20 protein-coding genes are annotated in these 20098 nt (G+C 45.8%); 3 read left to right on the top strand and 17 right to left on the bottom strand.

Going from position 1 to position 20098, the window contains the following annotated elements:
• Positions 1 to 65 precede the first annotated feature (65 nt).
• The 3 genes from NRI27_RS12860 to hutU all read right to left on the bottom strand — a co-directional run bounded on the left by NRI27_RS12860 (position 66) and on the right by hutU (position 4396).
• Positions 66 to 1388 carry a YjiH family protein gene (locus NRI27_RS12860; protein ID WP_371391045.1) on the bottom strand — a complete coding sequence of 441 codons (1323 nt, stop codon included), beginning with the start codon at positions 1386 to 1388 and terminating at the stop codon, positions 66 to 68.
• Positions 1389 to 1472: 84 nt separating this feature from the next.
• Positions 1473 to 2726 carry an imidazolonepropionase gene (hutI, locus tag NRI27_RS12855; protein WP_371391044.1) on the bottom strand — a complete coding sequence of 418 codons (1254 nt, stop codon included), beginning with the start codon at positions 2724 to 2726 and terminating at the stop codon, positions 1473 to 1475.
• Positions 2723 to 4396, bottom strand: coding sequence for a urocanate hydratase (gene hutU, locus NRI27_RS12850; protein WP_371391043.1), 1674 nt, complete (start codon positions 4394 to 4396; stop codon positions 2723 to 2725). Before hutU ends, hutI begins: the two co-directional genes overlap by 4 nt.
• Positions 4397 to 4756: 360 nt before the next feature.
• Between hutU and NRI27_RS12845 the strand changes: the two genes are divergently transcribed.
• The gene (locus NRI27_RS12845; protein WP_317946407.1) at positions 4757 to 5260 is read left to right on the top strand and encodes a hypothetical protein; all 504 of its coding nucleotides are present in this window, start codon (positions 4757 to 4759) and stop codon (positions 5258 to 5260) included.
• 176 nt (positions 5261 to 5436) lie between these two features.
• Here the strand turns inward: NRI27_RS12845 and NRI27_RS12840 are convergent, their stop codons facing one another.
• Positions 5437 to 6858 (bottom strand): helix-turn-helix transcriptional regulator, encoded by a 1422-nt coding sequence (locus NRI27_RS12840; protein WP_371391042.1) that lies wholly within the window; start codon positions 6856 to 6858, stop codon positions 5437 to 5439.
• An 88-nt stretch (positions 6859 to 6946) separates the two neighbouring features.
• On the opposite strand from NRI27_RS12840, the gene hutG reads away from it, so the two are divergent.
• Entirely contained in the window at positions 6947 to 7885 is a 939-nt protein-coding gene (hutG, locus tag NRI27_RS12835) for a formimidoylglutamase (protein ID WP_371391053.1), read from the top strand.
• Positions 7886 to 7976: 91 nt separating this feature from the next.
• On the opposite strand, the gene NRI27_RS12830 is transcribed toward hutG, so the two are convergent.
• The 11 genes from NRI27_RS12830 to NRI27_RS12780 form a co-directional block, all read right to left on the bottom strand.
• Entirely contained in the window at positions 7977 to 8903 is a 927-nt protein-coding gene (locus NRI27_RS12830) for an ArsA family ATPase (RefSeq protein ID WP_371391041.1), read from the bottom strand.
• A 14-nt stretch (positions 8904 to 8917) separates the two neighbouring features.
• Positions 8918 to 9175 carry a cory-CC-star protein gene (locus NRI27_RS12825; protein ID WP_317946401.1) on the bottom strand — a complete coding sequence of 86 codons (258 nt, stop codon included), beginning with the start codon at positions 9173 to 9175 and terminating at the stop codon, positions 8918 to 8920.
• A 13-nt stretch (positions 9176 to 9188) separates the two neighbouring features.
• Positions 9189 to 10922, bottom strand: a complete 1734-nt coding sequence (locus NRI27_RS12820) for a carbon starvation CstA family protein (RefSeq protein ID WP_371391040.1) — start codon at positions 10920 to 10922, stop codon at positions 9189 to 9191.
• A gap of 228 nt (positions 10923 to 11150) precedes the next feature.
• Positions 11151 to 11816: a DUF4085 family protein gene (locus tag NRI27_RS12815; RefSeq protein WP_371391039.1), complete on the bottom strand. Its 666-nt coding sequence runs from the start codon at positions 11814 to 11816 to the stop codon at positions 11151 to 11153.
• Positions 11817 to 12120: 304 nt separating this feature from the next.
• The gene (locus NRI27_RS12810; RefSeq protein ID WP_371391038.1) at positions 12121 to 13083 is read right to left on the bottom strand and encodes a 2-hydroxyacid dehydrogenase; all 963 of its coding nucleotides are present in this window, start codon (positions 13081 to 13083) and stop codon (positions 12121 to 12123) included.
• A gap of 482 nt (positions 13084 to 13565) precedes the next feature.
• Positions 13566 to 14576 carry a GTP 3',8-cyclase MoaA gene (moaA, locus tag NRI27_RS12805; protein WP_371391037.1) on the bottom strand — a complete coding sequence of 337 codons (1011 nt, stop codon included), beginning with the start codon at positions 14574 to 14576 and terminating at the stop codon, positions 13566 to 13568.
• Positions 14557 to 15147: a molybdenum cofactor guanylyltransferase gene (locus NRI27_RS12800; RefSeq protein ID WP_371391036.1), complete on the bottom strand. Its 591-nt coding sequence runs from the start codon at positions 15145 to 15147 to the stop codon at positions 14557 to 14559. The genes moaA and NRI27_RS12800 overlap by 20 nt, the downstream gene beginning before the upstream one ends.
• Positions 15147 to 15380, bottom strand: coding sequence for a molybdopterin converting factor subunit 1 (gene moaD / locus NRI27_RS12795; protein WP_317946392.1), 234 nt, complete (start codon positions 15378 to 15380; stop codon positions 15147 to 15149). The genes NRI27_RS12800 and moaD overlap by 1 nt, the downstream gene beginning before the upstream one ends.
• Positions 15377 to 15823: a molybdenum cofactor biosynthesis protein MoaE gene (locus tag NRI27_RS12790; protein WP_317946391.1), complete on the bottom strand. Its 447-nt coding sequence runs from the start codon at positions 15821 to 15823 to the stop codon at positions 15377 to 15379. The genes moaD and NRI27_RS12790 overlap by 4 nt, the downstream gene beginning before the upstream one ends.
• On the bottom strand, positions 15810 to 16322 hold the full coding sequence (mobB, locus tag NRI27_RS12785; RefSeq protein ID WP_317946418.1) for a molybdopterin-guanine dinucleotide biosynthesis protein B: 513 nt from the start codon (positions 16320 to 16322) through the stop codon (positions 15810 to 15812). The genes NRI27_RS12790 and mobB overlap by 14 nt, the downstream gene beginning before the upstream one ends.
• The gene (locus tag NRI27_RS12780) at positions 16319 to 17575 is read right to left on the bottom strand and encodes a molybdopterin molybdotransferase MoeA (protein WP_371391035.1); all 1257 of its coding nucleotides are present in this window, start codon (positions 17573 to 17575) and stop codon (positions 16319 to 16321) included. Before NRI27_RS12780 ends, mobB begins: the two co-directional genes overlap by 4 nt.
• 96 nt (positions 17576 to 17671) lie before the next feature.
• Between NRI27_RS12780 and moaC the strand changes: the two genes are divergently transcribed.
• Positions 17672 to 18166, top strand: a complete 495-nt coding sequence (moaC, locus tag NRI27_RS12775) for a cyclic pyranopterin monophosphate synthase MoaC (protein WP_371391034.1) — start codon at positions 17672 to 17674, stop codon at positions 18164 to 18166.
• 153 nt (positions 18167 to 18319) lie between these two features.
• Here the strand turns inward: moaC and NRI27_RS12770 are convergent, their stop codons facing one another.
• Together NRI27_RS12770 and NRI27_RS12765 are read right to left on the bottom strand one after the other, a co-directional pair.
• Positions 18320 to 18814, bottom strand: a complete 495-nt coding sequence (locus NRI27_RS12770; RefSeq protein WP_371391052.1) for a MogA/MoaB family molybdenum cofactor biosynthesis protein — start codon at positions 18812 to 18814, stop codon at positions 18320 to 18322.
• Positions 18815 to 18845: 31 nt separating this feature from the next.
• A complete protein-coding gene (locus tag NRI27_RS12765) occupies positions 18846 to 19865 on the bottom strand; it encodes a ThiF family adenylyltransferase (RefSeq protein ID WP_371391033.1) in 1020 nt (339 codons plus the stop codon).
• Between the last annotated feature and the right edge of the window lie 233 nt (positions 19866 to 20098).

The following is a 20098-nucleotide window of genomic DNA, read 5'->3' as shown; positions in this document are numbered from 1 at the left end:
GTATAGCCCATGCCGGGCGCACAACTAAAAACACTCGGAAATCGCAACTTCCGAGTGTTTTTTCTTTATAGCAGTAAATACGCGATAGGGGTAACGATGAGTAAGGTTAAGATCACACGTTGGATCCAAATAACAATCAATTGCGGAATCGTGAGCGGAATTTCCGTTGACACGATACACGGAACGAGTGCCGAGAAGAAGATAATCGATGATACCGACACAACCGCGATCACAAACTTAACGACTAACGCAGATTCGACGACCAACAATGCTGGCAGGAACATTTCAGCAATACCTAACGCGGATGCTTTTGCGACTAGCATCGGCTCCGGCAACTGCAACAGCCACGTGAATGGGTAGAAAATGTATCCGATCCAATCGAATACGGGTGTGAATTCGGCCAACACAAGCCCCAACAAACCGATTGATAAGATTGACGGCAAAATTGCCATTGCCATCATCAAGCCATCCCGTACGTTCGTCACAATATTTTGCGCAAACGTCGGTGCTTTGGAAACCGTGTCCATCGCTTCATTCCATGCAGTCGCAATCCGTCTCCCTTCCGGCTTCACTTCCGGTTGAGGAGTCGCCCCTTCGTAGTATTCATCTTTGAATGAACGCAACGGCCAAATGTGGACCGTGATCGCTGTAACAAGGAACGTCACGAGTAACGTCACCCAGAAGTACAAATTCCACATACTCATCAAATCCAATGTCTTCGCTACGACGACCATGAATGTCGCCGAAACCGTAGAAAATCCAGTCGCAATAATTGCAGCTTCTTTCGCCGTGTACTTCCCTTCTTTGTACACCCGGTTTGTAATTAACAACCCAAGTGAGTAAGAACCGACAAACGAAGCAACCGCATCAATCGCTGAACGTCCAGGCGTTCGCCATACCGGTCGCATAATGGGTTGCAAGAGCACACCGATGAATTCTAACAAGCCATAACTGACGAGCAACGCTAAAAATATCGCTCCAATCGGCACTAATAACCCGACTGGAATAACCAATTTATTCAGCAAAAATGGTCCCATACTCGGTTCAAAAAGCCACGCTGGCCCTACATTGAAGACGAGCATAATGCCTACTACGAGCCCAACCACTTTAAATACCGAAAATACCCTATTCACCGTCGATTTTTTCCAAGCACCTGAGACGAATGGATAAACCGCCCCCGCCAAGATGACAAGCAACGCATAATACGGCAACGCGCCCCCTGCGTGCGTCTGAATGAACGTGACGATATGATCGAGCATAATTGAACGCTTTTCACCAATCGTGACAGGTACAAAAAACATGAATGCACCGATTGCACTAAATACAAAAAACTTCCACATGCCTGGATTTGAACGCACTACTTTCACCTTTTCTCCCACTTGCTCCATACATTTCACCCCTTCTGAATGTTCCGTTAATTATCCTTTCAAAAATACCGTGAATGAAACACAAGCTTCATTCACGGCCATTCATCACCCTACAACTCGAACGCCTTTTTTGAATACTTTATCGACATGGTTGACGCCAAACAAGTATTGCAGTTCTTGATAATTGCCGATGTCCCACATGACGACATCCCCTTGCTTTCCTACTTCAAGAGATCCGACCTTCGCTTCCATTCCAATTGCGCATGCAGCATTCATTGTCGCTGCAACGAGTGCTTCCGCCGGTGTCAGACGCATGGAAATGCACGCCAAATTCATAACGAGTGGCATCGAGGTTGTTGGCGAAGATCCCGGATTACAATCTGTTGAAATTGCAACTGCGACCCCTTCATCGACCATTTTGCGTCCTTGCGCCGCTTGCTCACGTAGGAACAGTGCTGTTGCTGGTAATAAACAAGCGATGACACCTGCTTCTGCCATCTGTTGAATTCCCTCGTCAGATGCTTTTAATAAATGCTCCGCTGAAATGGCACCGACTTTTGCGGCCAACTCTGCCCCTCCATATGATTCGATTTCATCCGCATGAATTTTCGGGATCAACCCAAGCTTTTTCCCTGCTTCCAAAATCCGTTCAGATTGTTCAGGAGTGAAGACACCTACTTCGCAGAACACATCATTGAACACCGCAAGCTTCTCTTCCGCAACAATCGGCAGCATGTCATTGATGATGCTATCAATATATTCATCTTCCATACCCTTATATTCTAACGGAACGGCATGCGCCGCCATGAATGTCGAGACGAGGTCGATTGGATGCGTTTCATTCAATCGCTTCGCCGCCCGCAACTGTTTCAACTCCGTCTCCCAATTAAGACCGTACCCACTTTTCCCTTCAACAGTCGTCACACCATGTATGAGGAAGGAATCTAGTCTCCGCGTCGACTGCTCGACCAACTCGTCTTCTGTCGCTTCTCGTGTCATCCGGCTCGTCGCATGGATGCCGCCACCCGCATTCATAATCTCCATATACGTAGCGCCTTCTAGCCGCATTTCAAATTCTCTTTCACGGCTCCCCCCATACACGACATGTGTATGCGGATCGACAAGTCCTGGCGTAACTAACCTTCCTGAAGCGTCAATCACTTCCGCGTCAGCGGCACGGTCGCCATATTGCTTCTGCAATTCCTCCGTCGTTCCGATCGCTTGAATGACTCCATCTTCTATCCATATACTGCCGTCTTCAATAATGCCTAGTTCAGACATCTTCTCACGTTTGCGCGGTCCATTTTCACCTGCAATCGTCGCTAATTGTGCTGCATGTTGAATCCAAACTGGTTTCAAGACCGTTCACCTTCCATCATCGGGATATTGACCCCTTTTTCTTTTGCTGTCTGAATCGCCAAGTCATAACCTGCATCGACATGTCGTGCAATGCCCATGCCCGGATCTGTCGTCAATACACGTTCCAAACGCGCTTCCGCTTCTTTCGTTCCGTCCGCCACGATAACCATTCCCGCGTGTTGCGAATACCCCATACCAACACCGCCACCATGATGGACAGACACCCACGTTGCCCCACCGACTGCATTGATCATCGCGTTTAAAATCGGCCAATCCGAAACAACATCCGACCCATCTTTCATCGCTTCCGTCTCACGGTTTGGTGACGCCACCGATCCTGAATCAAGGTGATCCCGTCCGATGACGATCGGCGCGCTTAATTCCCCACTTGCGACCATGTCGTTAATGATTTTCCCAAAACGTGCACGTTCGCCATACCCGAGCCAGCAAATTCGTGACGGCAACCCTTGGAACTGAATTTTTTCCTGCGCCATCCTGATCCAATTGCATAGATGCGTATTGTAACTAAATTCCCGCAAAATCACTTCGTCCGTCTTTCGAATATCTTCCGGATCACCCGAAAGCGCTACCCAGCGGAACGGCCCTTTCCCTTCACAGAACTGTGGTCTGATATACGCAGGCACAAATCCAGGGAAATCAAATGCCCGCTCGACCCCTTCATCTTTCGCGACTTGGCGAATGTTGTTCCCATAGTCAAATGTAACTGCACCTTTATCCATCATGTCGATCATCGCCGAAACATGTGTCGCCATCGAAGCTTTCGATCGCTTTACGTACTCTTCCGGATTGGAATCGCGAAGCTCGGCTGCCTGTTCAAGCGTCATCCCTGAAGGTATATAGCCGTTCAACGGGTCGTGCGCTGATGTCTGATCCGTCAAGACATCTGGATTGAAGCCGCGTGCAATCATGGCAGGCAAAATATCAGCCGCATTTCCAAGTAACCCGATCGACAAAGCCTTCCCTCCAGCTTTCGCTTCTTCTGCTAAACGGATCGCTTCATCCAATGAATCCGTTTTAACATCTGTATACCGCGTCTCAATCCGGCGATCAATACGCGATTCATCGACTTCGATGCCAATACAAACGCCTCCCGCCATCGTTACGGCCAATGGTTGCGCACCACCCATGCCGCCTAAACCAGCCGTTAACGTAATCGTTCCTTTTAAGGAGCCGCCGAAATGTTGCTTACCGAGTTCCGCAAACGTCTCGTATGTCCCTTGAACAATGCCTTGCGATCCGATGTATATCCAGCTACCTGCCGTCATCTGCCCGTACATCATCAAGCCCTTCTTATCGAGCTCATGAAATGTATCCCAGTTTGCATACGCAGGGACAATGTTCGAGTTCGCAATTAATACACGCGGTGCATCCGTATGCGATTTGAAGATTGCAACCGGTTTTCCGGATTGGATCAATAGCGTTTCGTCATTTTCCAACGCTTTCAATGACCGAACAATCGCATCGAAACTTTCCCAGTTACGAGCCGCCTTGCCGATTCCCCCATAAACAACCAATTTATCCGGGTGCTCCGCCACATCCGGATGTAAATTGTTCATCAACATCCGAAGTGCCGCCTCTTGCTGCCACCCTTTTGTATGTAACTCCGTACCTCGATATTGAACAACCTTCTCCACTGTATCCGCTTTCATTTTCAACCAACCTCCCTTTCGTTACTATCATTCTATAAGGAAAGTTCAGTTAATTGTTTATAGATTGTTTGCTTATTTATACTTTTTTAGCTGATTGCATGAGCTGATATAATTCAAAGTTGTATTCTATAATAATATGTTTGCAATAACTTCATAACAATAAGATGTTTTTAAAAAAAGATAGTGCATATATCCTTCCGAAAAATCAGTATTTTAAACTCATAGTTTTTATAAAAAAGTAAGTATATTATTTTAGGGAAGGATGCAAATTCAGGGAAAATATGTTGTAATTGTCGAATAATCATCACTTCGAATTTCAGAGATCATTACATGACAACGAACTAATGGAGGAGGATGTTTTTGGATCCATTTTTATTAGGTATTTCGGTAACTTCTGAAGCAAAATCTTTTCATAGTAATTGGGGACAAGAATTCAAATTGTTTTCCAGTACAGATATTGATACGATTTTAGGAATAACTAACTCATTTCATTTTAATAGAGGAGATTTTAATTTTTTTAGCCAACATGGGGAGGCAGCTTATGCCTATTGGAGCCGGTTTGTTCGACTATCAGACAATCAAACATCGGCTTGTGCATATGATCACGATGAAGCAGTATTACAATTGTTTAAGAACCTAGAAGTTCTGCTCGGAAATCCAAAAGACTTTAGAAATCGTCTCGATATCATTATGAAGGAATACGATTGTACTTGTCTGATCGAGCTTATTTTTCCAGAAGGGTTAAGTGGGGCGTTATATAAAATTCCTCATAGTCATATAGAATGGCTTGCAAAACTGGAAGTACCTTTTCAATTTCGAATGATTCGTGCAGATATGATGCAGGAGCTATTAGATAGGTGTTGACAAAGAAAGGATCTAGTTTCTTTAACAAGTATTCAATTCGTTAATATGCATAATCTCATAATGACCAGGATAGTATTTTAGGATTGGATGTTGTTTTCAAGCCAACTACTAAATCCTGGTCAGTACCCTCTACAAAGTCAATAAGTGTAAATCCATCTTTTTTTCATCCTCGTAACTCAGCCCACTCTAAACTGATAAGGCGTCCGACCCGTCTCCTCTTTAAACCGCTTACTGAAATACGTAGCATGTGTGAATCCGGTTGATTGCGATACATCTGCAATGGCCAAGTCGGTCTCTTTCAACAATCGTTTTGCCTCATCGATGCGAATCTCCAATAACGAATCGCTGAAGGACTTCCCTGCTTCACTCGCATACTTTCGGCTTAATGTGCTTTTATGGATACTCAATTCCTCTGCACATGCCGCCAAGCTCCACGTCGCATCCCAGTAATTCGCTTGCATGCGCTCTTGCACTTTATCGACCAAGCTCCCCTCCCGTCGCAGCACCCCTTCTGACGTTTGCAGTAAATCGGCAATGAATGTAAGGAAAGATTGGATAATTTGGTACATGACTGGCTCTCGAATGACGGTTTCAAATACTGCGCGATAGGCTTGCTCGACAGTTTGTGATTTCACGGAATGGGCGGTCATATACCGCCGCACTTGTGCGAGAATACTCGTCAGTCGGACGCGGACCATTTCGGGATCAGGAAATGGAGCTTCCACCGTTAAAAAGTCTTGTTCCATCCATTCCCGTATGGCTATCATTTGCCGTTTTTCAAGCATTTCCACCCATTTCCGTTGCTCGAGCGGTGACAGAAAAGGATCCATCTCCCGCCAATGAAGCTCTTCTTGTTCCAAAGACAATACATCATAACCGTCATAGAAAATACGTTCATGGAGACGACGCATTCTTTTATACAGTGAACGATACGTTGTACGGCTTTCATCTGTATGTAAATAGATCGTCAGTAATGCATCCGATTGCAGCTTCCATTGCGAATAAAAGATCGTATACGCTTCTTGAAGGGTGTTGAGATCTATTAACCGATGGATGACGAGCACAAAATCAGAAAACGGGAAGATGTCATATGTAGTCGGGAAATCATACATCTCGAGTTCGCGGACGAGATGATCGACCTCTTCAATATGTGATGGCGCGATTAAACTCAACAGCACTGGGGTTTGCACCTCTGTTTCGCCGATGAGCAGGTGTTCATACGTTATGACATCGGTGCGTTGTTGGACGGGTCGGTTACGTTGCGCTAATTCGTTCCGCCAACGAAAGCGAATTTGTTGGATCTGTCGAATAAGCCTGTCCGGTTGAAATGGGCGGAATAGGACATCTTCCGCCTTTAAGGATAGGGCTTTGTAGACAGTTTGGAATGTCCGTTCAGATGAAATGCCGAGCCAGACGGCATGTGGCGGGACTTCGAAATCTGCGTCGAGCAATGTCATATCGATAATATAAAGGTAAGCGTCTGTGGTCGGGTTGTGAACGTCGGCAATTTCCACCTGCACGTCGGTCCATTGTGAGGTGAGGAGCCATTTTAATCCTTGTGCTTCGAGTGGGTCTTTTAAGAGCAACACGATATTCATACGATCACCTTTCTAAAAATCGATTGTTGGAATAATCATAATCTAGCGATATACTGTTGGCAAGGAGTCTCCTTTAGAAAGGGATGGTATTGTGAGTGAAACGATTTGGACGGGGAGAATTGATGATACGGAGGACTTTACGGCTTTCCGCTATCATCAAGTAGTGGAAGAGCTTGACGTTCGCGAAGCAGTGGATGTTTGTGCGGTTGTCGGATTTGAATGTGAGGAAGGGGTCCGGCGCAATAAAGGTCGGCTAGGTGCGGCACAGGCTCCTGATGCCATAAGGAGTGAACTTGCGAAGTTGCCATGGAGGTTCCTAGAGCGACAGCGTTTTGTCGATGTCGGCAATATTACGTGTCGCGGTGAGGAAATGGAAGCTGCACAGCAACAATTAGGTGACGTTGTGAAGACATTGCTAGGGAATGGGTCGACGCCGATCATTTTAGGTGGCGGGCACGAAACATTATTCGGTCATTATGTAGGGGTACGTGAATTTCTCGGAAAGGATGCTTCTCTTGGCATTGTCAATATCGACGCCCATTTCGATTTGCGTCCGTATGATGAACAGACTTCATCGGGTACGATGTTCAGACAAATTTTAGAACATGATGCCCATGCATCCTATTTCGTTGCGGGCATCCAAAGATACGGTAATACTGAGGAGCTATTTAACCGAGCTGATGCTCTTGGTGTCACATACGTTCATGAAGATGAAATGATGCCAGGACAACTGGGGCAGTTAATGGATTCACTGGATGCGTTCATGGACAAGCATGATGCCGTTCTCCTTACGCTATGCACGGATGTCTTGAATGCAGCATATGCCCCCGGCGTCAGTGCCCCGTCCCCATTTGGGTTAGAGCCGACGACCGTCCGCGAAATCATCCGGAAAGTCGTGGGGCACGAGAAGACGTGCTCATTTGATATTTGTGAAGTGAACCCTTCATTGGATGAAAACAACCGGACGGTTAAGCTCGGTGCGCATTTTGTGAATGAAGCGGTTGCGGGGTTTATGAGAAAGCAGTAATGACAAATACAATACGGCTAGGTTCTCTCCACCTAAAAATTGAATTCGAAAAAGGCCTCTTAGATTAAGCGTTCTAAGGAGGCCTTTTTTATCACGTCAATTGTTCACTGAACAGCGCCAAGTCTTCAAAATTCGTAATGTCGCTTTGCAATAACGGCACAAAGAGAATTTCTTGCTCGTTAAACGACTGCTCAATCATCTCCAAATATTTTTGTTCATGTGCTTTTCGTTCATTCCAAAATGTACCTTCCACGTGTTCAGGAAGGACTTTATTGACGACGATCGATTTCACTTCGAGCGAATGCCGGTGTAACAAGTCGATTGCTTTTTCTGTTTCCAAAATCGGTAGACGCTCGGGGTTCAAAACGAACAGGAACCCTGTTATCTGGCGATCCATTAATAGTTCCCGTACTTGGGTAAACCGTCGTTGCCTCTCCGCTAATACATCGTAAATAGGATCTTCCATAGGCTCCCCATCATTTAACAGGCGCGAATAGTTTTCATTTGTCTTTTTCCGCTTTTCCAATAAACCGTGAATCCACACACCCATTAGTTCAGGCAGCGACAGCAAGCGGATTGTATGACCCGTTGGCGCTGTGTCAAACACGATTTTGTCAAACGACTTCCGTTCTTCCAAAATGATTGTGATCAGTTTATCAAACAGCGCCGCTTCGTCTGCTCCTGGTGAAGCTTTTGCCGTATCCAATTGGCGATGTACTTCTTCCATCAAGCTTGAATGGACGACACCTTTAATATTGTCTTTCACACCTGCGATGTAGCGTTCCGTTTCGAGCTGTGGATCAATTTCCAGCGCAACGAGTCGATCCGCTACTTCCACTGGCTTTCCACCAATCGGTCGTCCGAAAAGATCTCCGACATTGTGAGCCGGATCGGTTGAAACTAATAGTGTCCGGTACCCCGCTGTGGATAGGCGGTGTGCGATGGCCGCAGCCGTTGTCGATTTGCCCACTCCACCTTTCCCACCGACAAAAATGATATGTTTCGTTAATACATCCATCATTTCCCCTCATTTCAGCAACAGCGGATGCCATGCATCGGAGATTTCTCCATGCCCATGCGCAAGTGCCATTCATGAAATTTTTCAATCATATACGGATACAGTTCCAATGTGTAATAATACGCCGGATTCGGAATGCCAATCATTTCGGAATACAGGAGGAGGAAAAACAGGTCTTCCTCATCCCGTAATTCTGCTGCAATTTCCCGGCGATGCGGCAAACTAATGACTTCTTCGTAGTACAACATCAATCTTTTCAGGGAATCAATCATTAAAACACCTCAATTACTCTTCGTCCACTGAAATCTTTTGATTGCTCGACAAAGCGGAAATCGCCGTCAAAATGATCCAAATTGCAAAGACGAAGATGATGGCACCGAAAATGAATAGAAGCCAATTGGAATTGGACCCGAACCAAGACCACTCAAAGAGGACTTGCTTGAACATAGCGAGTAACGTCATGAATAACAGGAAAATCATCGGAATAATCGCCACTAAATAATTTCTGCCCAATCGTTTCAGCCAAACCGCTATGAGCAGTAAACTGATTCCCGCTAAAAGCTGATTTGCCGTACCGAACAACGGCCAGAGTAAATAGCCTCCAGAACCAAATCCATTTGGACCTTGTGGAAGAAGGACAAGCGCAGCACTAGAAAGGACCGCAACTGATGTCGCAACATGTTTCTTCGCAAGCTTCGGCATTTTGTATTCCATGCCTAGTTCTGCAATGATATAGCGCATGAGACGGACTGATGTATCCAATGTCGTCGCTGCAAAGCTGATGACGATGATCGACACGATCGTTGTCGCGATGTCTGCAGGAATGTGTAAGCTCGTCGCTAATTTACTTGCACCTTGTACGAATACTGTCAAACCAGAGCCATTCGCTGCCCCGAAGCTGCTGTACGTTGCAAGGAATGCATCTTTATTCGGGAAGAATGTAATGACTGCGACGATGGAAACGAGTGCTAAAATCCCTTCTCCGACTGCACCAAGATAGCCAACGAATCGTGCGTCCGTTTCTTTATTCAACTGCTTGGATGAAGTACCGGAAGACACAAGGCCATGGAAGCCTGAAATGGCACCGCATGCGATAGTAATGAATAAGAGCGGGAACCACGAAACATCTGAAGTCGCATTTGTCATCGGAGCAGTAATCGTTGGATTCGCGAACAACAAGCCTAAGTAGAAAATACCCAATCCGACGACGAGCTGATGGGAGTTGATAAAATCACGTGGTTGTAGCAAGCGCCAAACTGGCAATGTAGAAGCAAAGTAGACATATACCATCAAGATGATAATCCAGATAAAGAATGCTGATGAAACGGCACCGAGACCGAACAGGCCAGCCCCTTCCGCCCCACCCATGTACTTCACAAGGTCAATTTGCAAGAAGCTCACTTTGCTCGAGACAACAGCCGCAATATACATGACCGCCAAAGCAACTAACGAAGGAACAAGCATCTTCTTCTGGCGTTTGTATACAGCCGTCCCGATCCAAATGGCTAGTGGAATTTGAATGAAAACCGGAAAAACGCTTGCCGGGAATTTAATGAACAAGTTGGAAATAACCCAAGCAAACACCGCATTCACCATTAACACTAAAATAAGGATAATGAACAAGAACAAAATCTTTGCCCGCTGGCCGATCAATTTATTCGCAAGGGTGCCTACCGATTGACCTTTATTTCTCACTGATAATACGAGCGTTCCAAAGTCGTGGACACCTGCAGCAAAAACGGTACCTAGAACAACCCACAGTAAAGCCGGTAGCCAGCCCCAATAGACCGCAATGGCCGGTCCTAAAATCGGTGCCGCCCCCGCAACAGACGTAAAATGATGCCCCCACAGGACAAACTTGTTCGTCGGCACAAAGTCAACGCCATCTTTGTATCGATGCGCCGGCGTCACATAATTCGGATCAAGCCTAAAAATCTTTTCAGCGACAAATTTGGAATAAAAACGGTACCCTAATGCAAAAACAACCATCCCCGCCAATGCAACAATAATTGCACTCACTTTCCCTTTCCTCCATTCCCTCTCAATTTGCACTTCATTCGGAAAAGCCCAAACGAAGGTTTTTCCCGTTTCTGTACTATTACAATCTATTAAGCGGGACAACTACTTATGCCTTGAATTGAAGATTGTGGCGGGAATAAATTGCTAGTTGGAGAGTTGGGTCTATGGGCGAGGTGGGGAAAGGTTTAGTAGGAAAATGGTTTAGTACTAAATGTTAAACTTTTTAAATTAGACCTCTGGAATTATTATTTCAAATTCTAATGAAGCAGCCTTCATGTGAAATTCTGTTAGCGGATAATCAAATAAGATATTAACTTCGAAAAAGGATGCGTCTCCGGATACTTCATCATACAGCCACTTTGCTCCTTTTATATTTTCATCTACTGAGAGCTCTTTTACATTTGTAAAAGTCAACTTTACTTTAATAGATTTTCCATTCTTATAGTGCTCCAAAATCATATAACACTTATGTTCTTCAGGTTTACACTCAAAACTAATTACTTCTGCGTCATGTAAAGCTTCTTCATGTAAATGAACAACGCTTGTAGAGAGTTCATTTTTTATCGACTCATACCTCTCAATCGAGGCATGTTTTACACACTCCGCCTTTGTATTAAAAGATTCACGCCACTGATTAATTATTTTTAAATTTTCACTTGAAGGATAATCAGTAACTATAGTCTTATCATGGATTAATTTATGTAAGGACGTAGGAAGGTACTTCAACAAATCTTCTTTCATAAGCTCTAAATGCAGTATCCCATTATCTATATAGTCCTTTTTGTCCTCTTTTAACGAATCCATAAACTCATTCCACTCTTCCCTCGAAGGCGGAAATGTTATAAATGCAGCTACTTGCATTTCCTCATAAAATTCTTTGGTATAATATCTCATCTTTTCATCTCCCTTCGACCTAATCATTAATAATAGTTAATTCATATATGACCACTCGAATAAAGTACTACAATACTGCAAAAGAATTAGGCTGCGCATTAAGACATTTGCTGCACAGCCTGTGTGAGAGAAACAGATTCAAAGTTGGAACTGATTACGTTAAGCGAGATTACTATAAACAGCACGCTGAATAGTTAGCATGTTCATTGCTAATAGAATGAATAAATTACTTAGCTTCTTGCTACTTTCGATTACAAAATTAGCAGTTGACCTCTACAATCAAACCCAGTACTTTTAATTGTCCTTATACAACGCGATGCTTTGGACTTTTCCCTTCCAACACATCCGTAATCGCTTGCATACTGACACGCATCATCTCCATTCTCGTTCTTACAGATGCACTGCCGATATGCGGAACTGCCGTAACGTTCGGCAACGACAATAATGGATGGTTGCTTGGCACCGGCTCTGTTGCATAAACATCTAGCCCAGCTGCCCAAATGGTCCCCTTTTTCAGCGCATCGTACAAAGCATCTTCATCCACAATGCCGCCCCGTGAAGCACAAATGAAAGAGGCGGTCGGCTTCATCAATGCCAGTTCTCGTGCTCCAATCATGCCAGCCGTCTCGTCCGTGTACGGCGCTAACATGACGACGTGGTCTGACTCAGCTAGCAATTCGTCCAATTCTTTGCGCAGCGCTCCAAGCATTTCTTCCGCATCGGCATTTCGGCTACGGTTGCAATACAGCACGTCCATGCCAAATCCTTTCGCACGGCGCGCAACCGCTTCCCCGATCCTTCCCATGCCAATAATACCAATTGTTGTTCCCCACACATCCTGTCCTGTAAAACCGAGCGGTGACCAAGATGTCCATTCTCCATCCCGCAAAGCTCGTTCAGCAGACGTCATCCGGCGAGCTGCCGCCATTACCAAAGCGAACGTCAAATCCGCCGTCGTCTCCGTTAGCACGTCCGGCGTGTTCGTCACGACGATACCCCTTTGCTTTGCCGCTTCCGTGTCAATGTTATTAAAACCCACCGCCAAGTTGGAAATGACTTTCAAGTTTTTCGCTGCGCCCATCAATTCTGCATCAATCGAATCAGAAATCATTGTCAACAAAGCATCCGCTCGTTCGCTTTCTTGTAATAAAACATCTCGTGGTACGGCGACTTCTTCTGATTCCCACATACGTACCGTAAATTTCTCTAGTAACGGTTGTACCACTTCGTCTGGCAACTTTCTCGTAATATACACACTCGGCTTCATTTGTGCTCCCCCCAACGGATTTTCCCTCAGTTTATCATGCGGTGAGTGGAAGATGAAGACTTATCAGGTAAATCAGAAGAATAATAGAGGGGGTTATCAGTCGATTTCACAACTTATTCGATTGAATACAGGAAGTTATCAATTGAATAGCCAGAGTTATCGATCATATAATGAAAGTTATCACCATTTCGAGACCTTCGAACTATGATACACAAGCGGCACAGACCCTTTATTTGTCAAAGGCTTTCTGCGAGAGCTGCTTATTGCCTGGCCTTCCAATACTCCGCGGAACGCGTCATCGAATATCAATTTTTTTATCCCATCGCGCCACATGCACTTGACCAATTAGTATTTTCTTCTCCGCGCAATTCCCCTATCAATCACTTTCACAATTCTAATGAACATTTCATGACTTACTACCTACCGCTACACCAACAAAAGAAGTACTTCGCCGACTTTGTCCAAGCCGCAAAGCACTTCCTTCATCCACCAATATAACTCATATTAATCTTCTTCCGATTTTTCACGGTCTGTTCTGTCCGCTCGTCAGAATACCGATCCGCCCGACGTTCCCAAACGCCAATCAGCTGATCCATCACTTCTTCATCTGACAGACCACTTCGAATTAATGCCCGCACATCAAATCCATCCGAAGCGAATAAACATGTGTACAACTTTCCTTCAGACGATAGCCTCGCACGCGTACACGTTGAACAAAACGATTCCGACACCGACGTAATGAAGCCTACTTCCGCCCCATTGTCTACATAGCGATACCGTTTCGCCACTTCACCAAAGTACGCTTCTTCCGCAGGCTCCATCTCATATTTAGACGCAAGCCGCTCATAAATTTCCTTCTTCGTGACAACACTGTCAAAACTCCAGCCATTGTCATTACCGACATCCATGAACTCAATATAGCGGAGCGTAATACCACGCTCTTTAAAATAAGCAGCCATCGGAAGAATTTCGCTTTCATTGACACCTTTTTTCACAACCATATTCACTTTCATTGTAAAACCGATGTCCTTTGCACGATCGATATTACGTAGAATAAGGTCCGGTTTAATCCCACGGCCGTTCATTTCACCAAAAATATCCGGATCCAACGCATCGAGACTCATATTCATGCGCCGCAAACCTGCGTCGTACAACGCTTGCGCCTGTTGCCCCAACAACACGCCATTTGTCGTCAACCCAATATCTTCAATCCCGTCAATCTTCGTCAGCTTCGCAATTAACGTCGCAATATCCCGCCGCATAAGTGGTTCCCCACCCGTCAAACGAAGCTTCTTCACGCCAAGCAAAGCAAAAATGCGTGCCAACCGCTCGATTTCCTCAAAGGAAAGCAGCTCACTTTTCGGCAAAAACACATAATCATCACCAAACACTTCTTTCGGCATGCAGTAAGAGCAACGGAAATTGCAACGGTCCGTCACCGAAATACGCAAGTCACGGATCGGTCGACCTAATTTATCGACAATCGTTTGCATAACCGTCCACTCCCTTCAAACGATCTGGCGTATTCACATTCATGAACTCCGAAGCATTTTCCGTCAAACATGCTCCTTGAACCCAACGCACGCCAACTTTTTCTTGCACGTTCATCACCCGTCGCTGCCCTTCCAGCAACGCACTTCTTAACACTGATTGCGCATCCCGATCCCACACCGATACGAGTGGATGATGCTTCCCATCTGAAATGACTGCTGTGACACCGGACACATGACATGCAACTAACCGACCAATCGTTTCAGCACTCAACAACGGCATATCGCATGGCAGCACAATGTACCGATCCGCCTCGACCGTTTCCATTCCAGATAAAATCCCAGCAACCGGTCCTTGTCCAGCAAACGACTCCACATCAGTAATTACAAAAAGCCCACTTGGAAATGCATCCACTAATTCCGACCGCGTCACGATCACTACCTCGTCACATAACGGGCTCAATGCACGCAGGGACAACTCATAAAACGCAGCGCCATTCCATTTTGCAAAAGCTTTCGGCGACCCAAACCGTCTTGATAAACCACCCGCTAGGAGGATACCGACCGTTTTCATCAGCCACCACTCACCGGCGGAATAAACGCACACACATCACCTGAATGGATGACATCCTCTTTCAACGCATACTCTTCATTCACCGCCACTTGAATCGTGTCTGCACCAAATCCAGGATACGTCGCCTCCGCCCAGTCCAACAGTTCACTGACTGTCATTGAATCGCGATGGAGTGTCTCCTGTCCTTTACCGGTCAATTCCCGCAGTCTCGCGAAATAATGCACTTGAATCATGCTTGCTCCACCCCCTTTTCCGGATACTTCTTTTGTGCCCCAATCCATTCTTCTCCGTCTTCCCAAATTTCCTTTTTCCAAATCGGAACAATTTCTTTAATCCGGTCAATCGCATATTCATTCGCTTCATATGCCGCCTTACGGTGAGGGGACGAGACCGCGATGACGACCGCGATATCTGAAATTTGCAGTTCACCGATCCGATGAGCAATGGCCACGCGAATGCCCGGCCATTTCACTTCCATCTCCGCCCCGATTTGTGCAAGCTTCTTTTCCGCCATTGGTATATACGCTTCATACGAAAGGTACAACGTTTTTACGCCATGCGTCCACTCTCTCACGTTACCTGTGAAGATTGTGACGGCACCTGCTGAAGGATGCAATACATAATCAGAATACTTCTGGATATCAATCGGTGTTTCGACAATTTCAAACGGTTTCATCGCCATTCCCCTTTCCGATCCACTCTATGAACCAGTCATCGATTTGTTCAACGTGCTCACGTGAATGAATATGTATGCAATCAACGTTCATTGGTGCATAGCCGATGACAAGTTGCCGACCTTGCACAAGCCGCAACGTTTCCCATTCCGCTTCATCACGTACAAAGACGACTTTTTCACCCACTTCCGCTTTATACCCTTCAATCAATAACACGTCGGGCGTTCCGTAACGAGCCAACTGCTTTAATTGCACAAAATCCGGCTCTTCATTCCAAACAAACTGCACGGCCCCGCCGCCCGCAACGAGCGTAGCGTCAGCACCATTCGCCATAAATTGCATCGTGTCCGTTTTTCGATCCGGCATATCGGGTTTTCCACCATGTCCGTGATGCTTCAAAACAGCAACTGTAAACCCTTTTTCCTTCAATATACGGACCCATCGACTCATAAGCGTCGTCTTCCCGCTGTTTTTGTAGCCGACGACATGGAGCGTTTTCATAACGTCCACTCACGCACGCCTTGTTCACTGCCAAGTAGGAGAATATCGACGACATCTCCCGCTTCATAACCGCGAGTTCCGCTCGGTAATACAATGAGACAATTCCCTCGTGCAATCGAAGAAACGGCATTTGATTTATTAAAACCCGCAGGTACTGCAACCACTCCGTTCGGTGTAAATTCCCAAGTAGCACGTATGAACCGCGTAAACGGATTCGGTTTCGTGAAATCTTCGCCTAATGTCGCGGCCATCCTCGGCATATAAGGGGTTGTATCACCCATCATCTGAAGAATCGCAGGTCTCGTAAACAGCTCGAACCCCGTAAAGCACGCAGACGGATTGCCTGAAAGTCCGAACAGCAATTTTCCGTTCAATATTGCTACCGTCGTTACACTCCCCGGACGCATCGCAACTTTATTGAACAACACTTTCGCTCCGAGCCGCTCATAAATGGCAGGCAAGTAGTCGTAATCCCCGACAGATACCCCGCCTGTCGTAATGAGGAAATCCGTCTCTTCCAGCGCCTTCTTCACGACTGTTGTGCAATGATCGAGCTCATCCGCCGCCATCCCGTAAGAACGGTACGCGATGCCCATCCGATCGAGCTGAGCACGAATCATCGGGCCATTGGAATTGCGAATTTTCCCCGGTACAAGTGCATCTGACACATCTAATAATTCCGTTCCTGTCGATAAAATACCAGCAATCGGTCGTCGCGCCACTTTCACTTGTGCATAGCCGAAAGTGGCAAGCAAAGCAATTGTTCCTGGATGAATAAGCGTTCCTGCTTCAATCAGTTGTTCACCTTTCTTGCAGTCTTCGCCTTGGTAGGAGATGTTTTCACCTGGTTCAAACGGCTTCCGCAACGTGAATCCAGTAGCTGTTTCCACCGTCTGCTCCAACATGACAACAGCATCTGCGTTATCAGGCATTTGCGCACCTGTCATAATCCGATATGCTTCCTTTTCACCGATCGGCCGCTCTCCAACAAAACCGGCACCAATTTCACCGACAACGTTGAAAGCGATTCTAGAATCGCCCGTCGCTCCAGCAGAATCAATCGCACGAATTGCAAATCCATCATAAGGCGATCGATCAAAAGGCGGTACATCATGTTTGGCAATAATCGGTTCAGCTAAAACGCGGCCATACGCATCTTCCAAATCAATTACTTCCGTACCGATAGACACCACTTCATTCATGACACGCTTCACAGCTTCTGCAATACGTATCGGCTTTCTCATTTCCACCATACGATTCGTCCCCCTTCTCTGCTATACTACGAATAGATTCAATGTATAAGATTATGTATGATTTTATTTACAACCCTCACGAAAGGAATGAACAACATGTCCGAACTCACACATTTCAACGAACAAGGTCGGGCCAAAATGGTCGACGTATCCGACAAAGCAGTCACAACACGAACAGCCATCGCCACTTCTTCCATCCGTGTAAATGCAGCAATCCATGCGCAAATAACAGATGGGACGAATAAAAAAGGAGATGTCTTTGCCGTCGCACAAGTTGCCGCGATCATGGCAGCTAAAAAAACGGCATCACTCATTCCGATGTGCCACCCGATTCCATTAACGGGTGTAAATGTCCACTTCGATTGGCACATCAATGAAGCCGACAACCTTTACAAAATCCACATTCAAGCAGAAGTGAAGACGAAAGGTGTCACCGGTGTCGAGATGGAAGCCCTCACCGCCGCATCCGCAGCCGCATTGACCATATACGACATGTGCAAAGCAGCCGGAAAAGAAATGGTCATCGGGCCCACGATGTTAATGAAAAAAACCGGCGGCAAAAATGGCGACTTTGAGCGAACGACTGAATAATTTATCGGGTTCAAGCTGGAAAATAATTATTTCTATCATCGAAGCTTGGTCACTCACAATTCGAGAGTTGTCGCCTACCATGGAATCAAAGCCAAAAGCCCTTTACGGAGTCTTTTACGTGCAACCTACCGAGCATTTTCGACGGGCAAGTCTTTATCTCAAATGCTTTGTCAACTCGTGAACGATATGGTGCAATTCAGGGAGGATCAACTTATCCATCGCCAATTCTACCGCTTTGGAAGAACCCGGCAACGCAAATAACACCTTTTCCTCTATTGCACCCGCGGTCGCACGGCTTAACAGCGCTTTGGATCCGACATCTTCCGTATAACTTAAAAATCGGAACAATTCTCCGAATCCATCAATTATTTTGGAGAATAAAGGTGTCACCGCTTCAATCGTAATATCACGCTTGCCGATTCCAGATCCGCCTGTAATGATAATTGCTTCAATTGTAGCATTTTTCGACCATTTTTTCACGATGTCCGTAATCTCTTCCTTTTCATCAACACAAATCTTGTAATCTTCAATCTGATGTCCAGCCGCCTCCGCCTTTTGAATAATCGTTCCACCACTTTTATCTGTTTCCTTCGTCCGCGTATCACTAACTGTCAACACAGCGATGCCAATCGAGCTTTTCTTATCCATTTCATGCAGATGTGACAATGATTTCACTCCTTTATCCAAACAATTGATGGTACAGCTTTCTTCCTTCATTTCGATCTCTTAATCCGTGAATTAATAAACGGCCGTTTTCAAATAACACACATCGATACCCTTCTGCGTGGAATTCAATGAAATACTTCGTTGTTCTATAGGTAGAACCAAGCCGTTTTGCCACACGTTCTCCATCTTGAATGGACAATCGTCGATTGCTAGCAGGAATGACTTGGACCGTCTCTCTTCCGCAAAGCACCGCATAGTTTGTCCCTTCCGTTTGATGAATCGATGGATAAGTTGGTGCCGCGCCACACGTTTCGCACTGCTCATTTTGCAACCGAGCGATGCCTGCTTCCACTTGTGTATTATGCCAAACATCAAAATGGAGAAGCTTTGTCATCATCGCATCTTCATTGCCCGTCAACCATTTCAACGCTTCTGCAGTCTGTCTTGCCGCCACTGTTTGTACAGCTGGCGCAATGATACCCGCCGTATCACACGTTTCATTCACAGCCGGAAGAACTGGAAGTAAACAACGAAAACAAGCAGTCTTACCAGGAATAAACGGAAAAACCGTCCCCGAACTACCGACGCACGCTCCATAAATCCAAGGAATTCCACGCTTCCAAGCAACATCATTCATGAGCAGACGCGTTTCAAAATTGTCCGTCGCATCCATGATAATAGCTGCATTCTTGACGAGTTCTTCAAGAAGCGATCCATCAACGTGATCTAACACAGTACGAATCTCGCAATCTTGGCGAATCTCCTTCAGTTTTCTTGCTGCAGCAACTACTTTAGGCACGCCGTCCAACGCATCCTGTTCTGTAAACAGTTGCTGCCGTTGCAAATTGGACATCTCTACATAATCACGATCTGCAATTGTCAGCTTTCCAATTCCAGCACGTACAAGCATTTCTGCAATCGGTGAACCTAATGCGCCACAGCCGATGACAACAACATGCGCTTGTTTTAACCGTTGTTGCCCCTCTTGCCCAATCGGTTTGAACAACGTCTGACGTGAATATCGATTTTCCATGTCCCCTTCACCCCCATATTTTCACTATTATCCAGCGAAATACCCTTAGTTTGTCAAAGGCATCTAGCGCGAGAGGAAACTCCAGCTACAATAAATTCCCGCGCTACTACTATCAGCACATATCCAGTCAATCGGGGCATAAATCAATGGAACTCCGCATTAACTCGCCAATCGCGGCATACTTGGCTAAAACGGCGCATATTCCACCGAAACGCCGCATACTTTTCAATATC

Source organism: Sporosarcina sp. OR05, assembly GCF_041414805.1.
Classification (GTDB): domain Bacteria; phylum Bacillota; class Bacilli; order Bacillales_A; family Planococcaceae; genus Sporosarcina; species Sporosarcina saromensis.
This window is presented reverse-complemented; position numbering and strand designations above follow the sequence as displayed.

Excerpts from the sequence above, each read along its gene's own strand:
- NRI27_RS12825 (WP_317946401.1), bottom strand. The coding sequence starts at position 9,175 with ATGATTGATTCCCTGAAAAGATTGATGTTGTACTACGAAGAAGTCATT.
- NRI27_RS12840 (WP_371391042.1), bottom strand. The coding sequence starts at position 6,858 with ATGAATATCGTGTTGCTCTTAAAAGACCCACTCGAAGCACAAGGATTA.
- moaA (WP_371391037.1), bottom strand. The coding sequence starts at position 14,576 with ATGCAAACGATTGTCGATAAATTAGGTCGACCGATCCGTGACTTGCGT.
- NRI27_RS12780 (WP_371391035.1), bottom strand. The coding sequence starts at position 17,575 with ATGGTGGAAATGAGAAAGCCGATACGTATTGCAGAAGCTGTGAAGCGT.
- NRI27_RS12830 (WP_371391041.1), bottom strand. The coding sequence starts at position 8,903 with ATGGATGTATTAACGAAACATATCATTTTTGTCGGTGGGAAAGGTGGA.
- NRI27_RS12860 (WP_371391045.1), bottom strand. The coding sequence starts at position 1,388 with ATGGAGCAAGTGGGAGAAAAGGTGAAAGTAGTGCGTTCAAATCCAGGC.
- NRI27_RS12800 (WP_371391036.1), bottom strand. The coding sequence starts at position 15,147 with ATGAAAACGGTCGGTATCCTCCTAGCGGGTGGTTTATCAAGACGGTTT.
- NRI27_RS12790 (WP_317946391.1), bottom strand. The coding sequence starts at position 15,823 with ATGAAACCGTTTGAAATTGTCGAAACACCGATTGATATCCAGAAGTAT.
- NRI27_RS12770 (WP_371391052.1), bottom strand. The coding sequence starts at position 18,814 with ATGGATAAGAAAAGCTCGATTGGCATCGCTGTGTTGACAGTTAGTGAT.
- moaD (WP_317946392.1), bottom strand. The coding sequence starts at position 15,380 with ATGATTCAAGTGCATTATTTCGCGAGACTGCGGGAATTGACCGGTAAA.
- hutU (WP_371391043.1), bottom strand. The coding sequence starts at position 4,396 with ATGAAAGCGGATACAGTGGAGAAGGTTGTTCAATATCGAGGTACGGAG.
- moaC (WP_371391034.1), top strand. The coding sequence starts at position 17,672 with ATGTCCGAACTCACACATTTCAACGAACAAGGTCGGGCCAAAATGGTC.
- NRI27_RS12765 (WP_371391033.1), bottom strand. The coding sequence starts at position 19,865 with ATGGAAAATCGATATTCACGTCAGACGTTGTTCAAACCGATTGGGCAA.
- mobB (WP_317946418.1), bottom strand. The coding sequence starts at position 16,322 with ATGAAAACGCTCCATGTCGTCGGCTACAAAAACAGCGGGAAGACGACG.
- NRI27_RS12815 (WP_371391039.1), bottom strand. The coding sequence starts at position 11,816 with ATGAGATATTATACCAAAGAATTTTATGAGGAAATGCAAGTAGCTGCA.
- NRI27_RS12810 (WP_371391038.1), bottom strand. The coding sequence starts at position 13,083 with ATGAAGCCGAGTGTGTATATTACGAGAAAGTTGCCAGACGAAGTGGTA.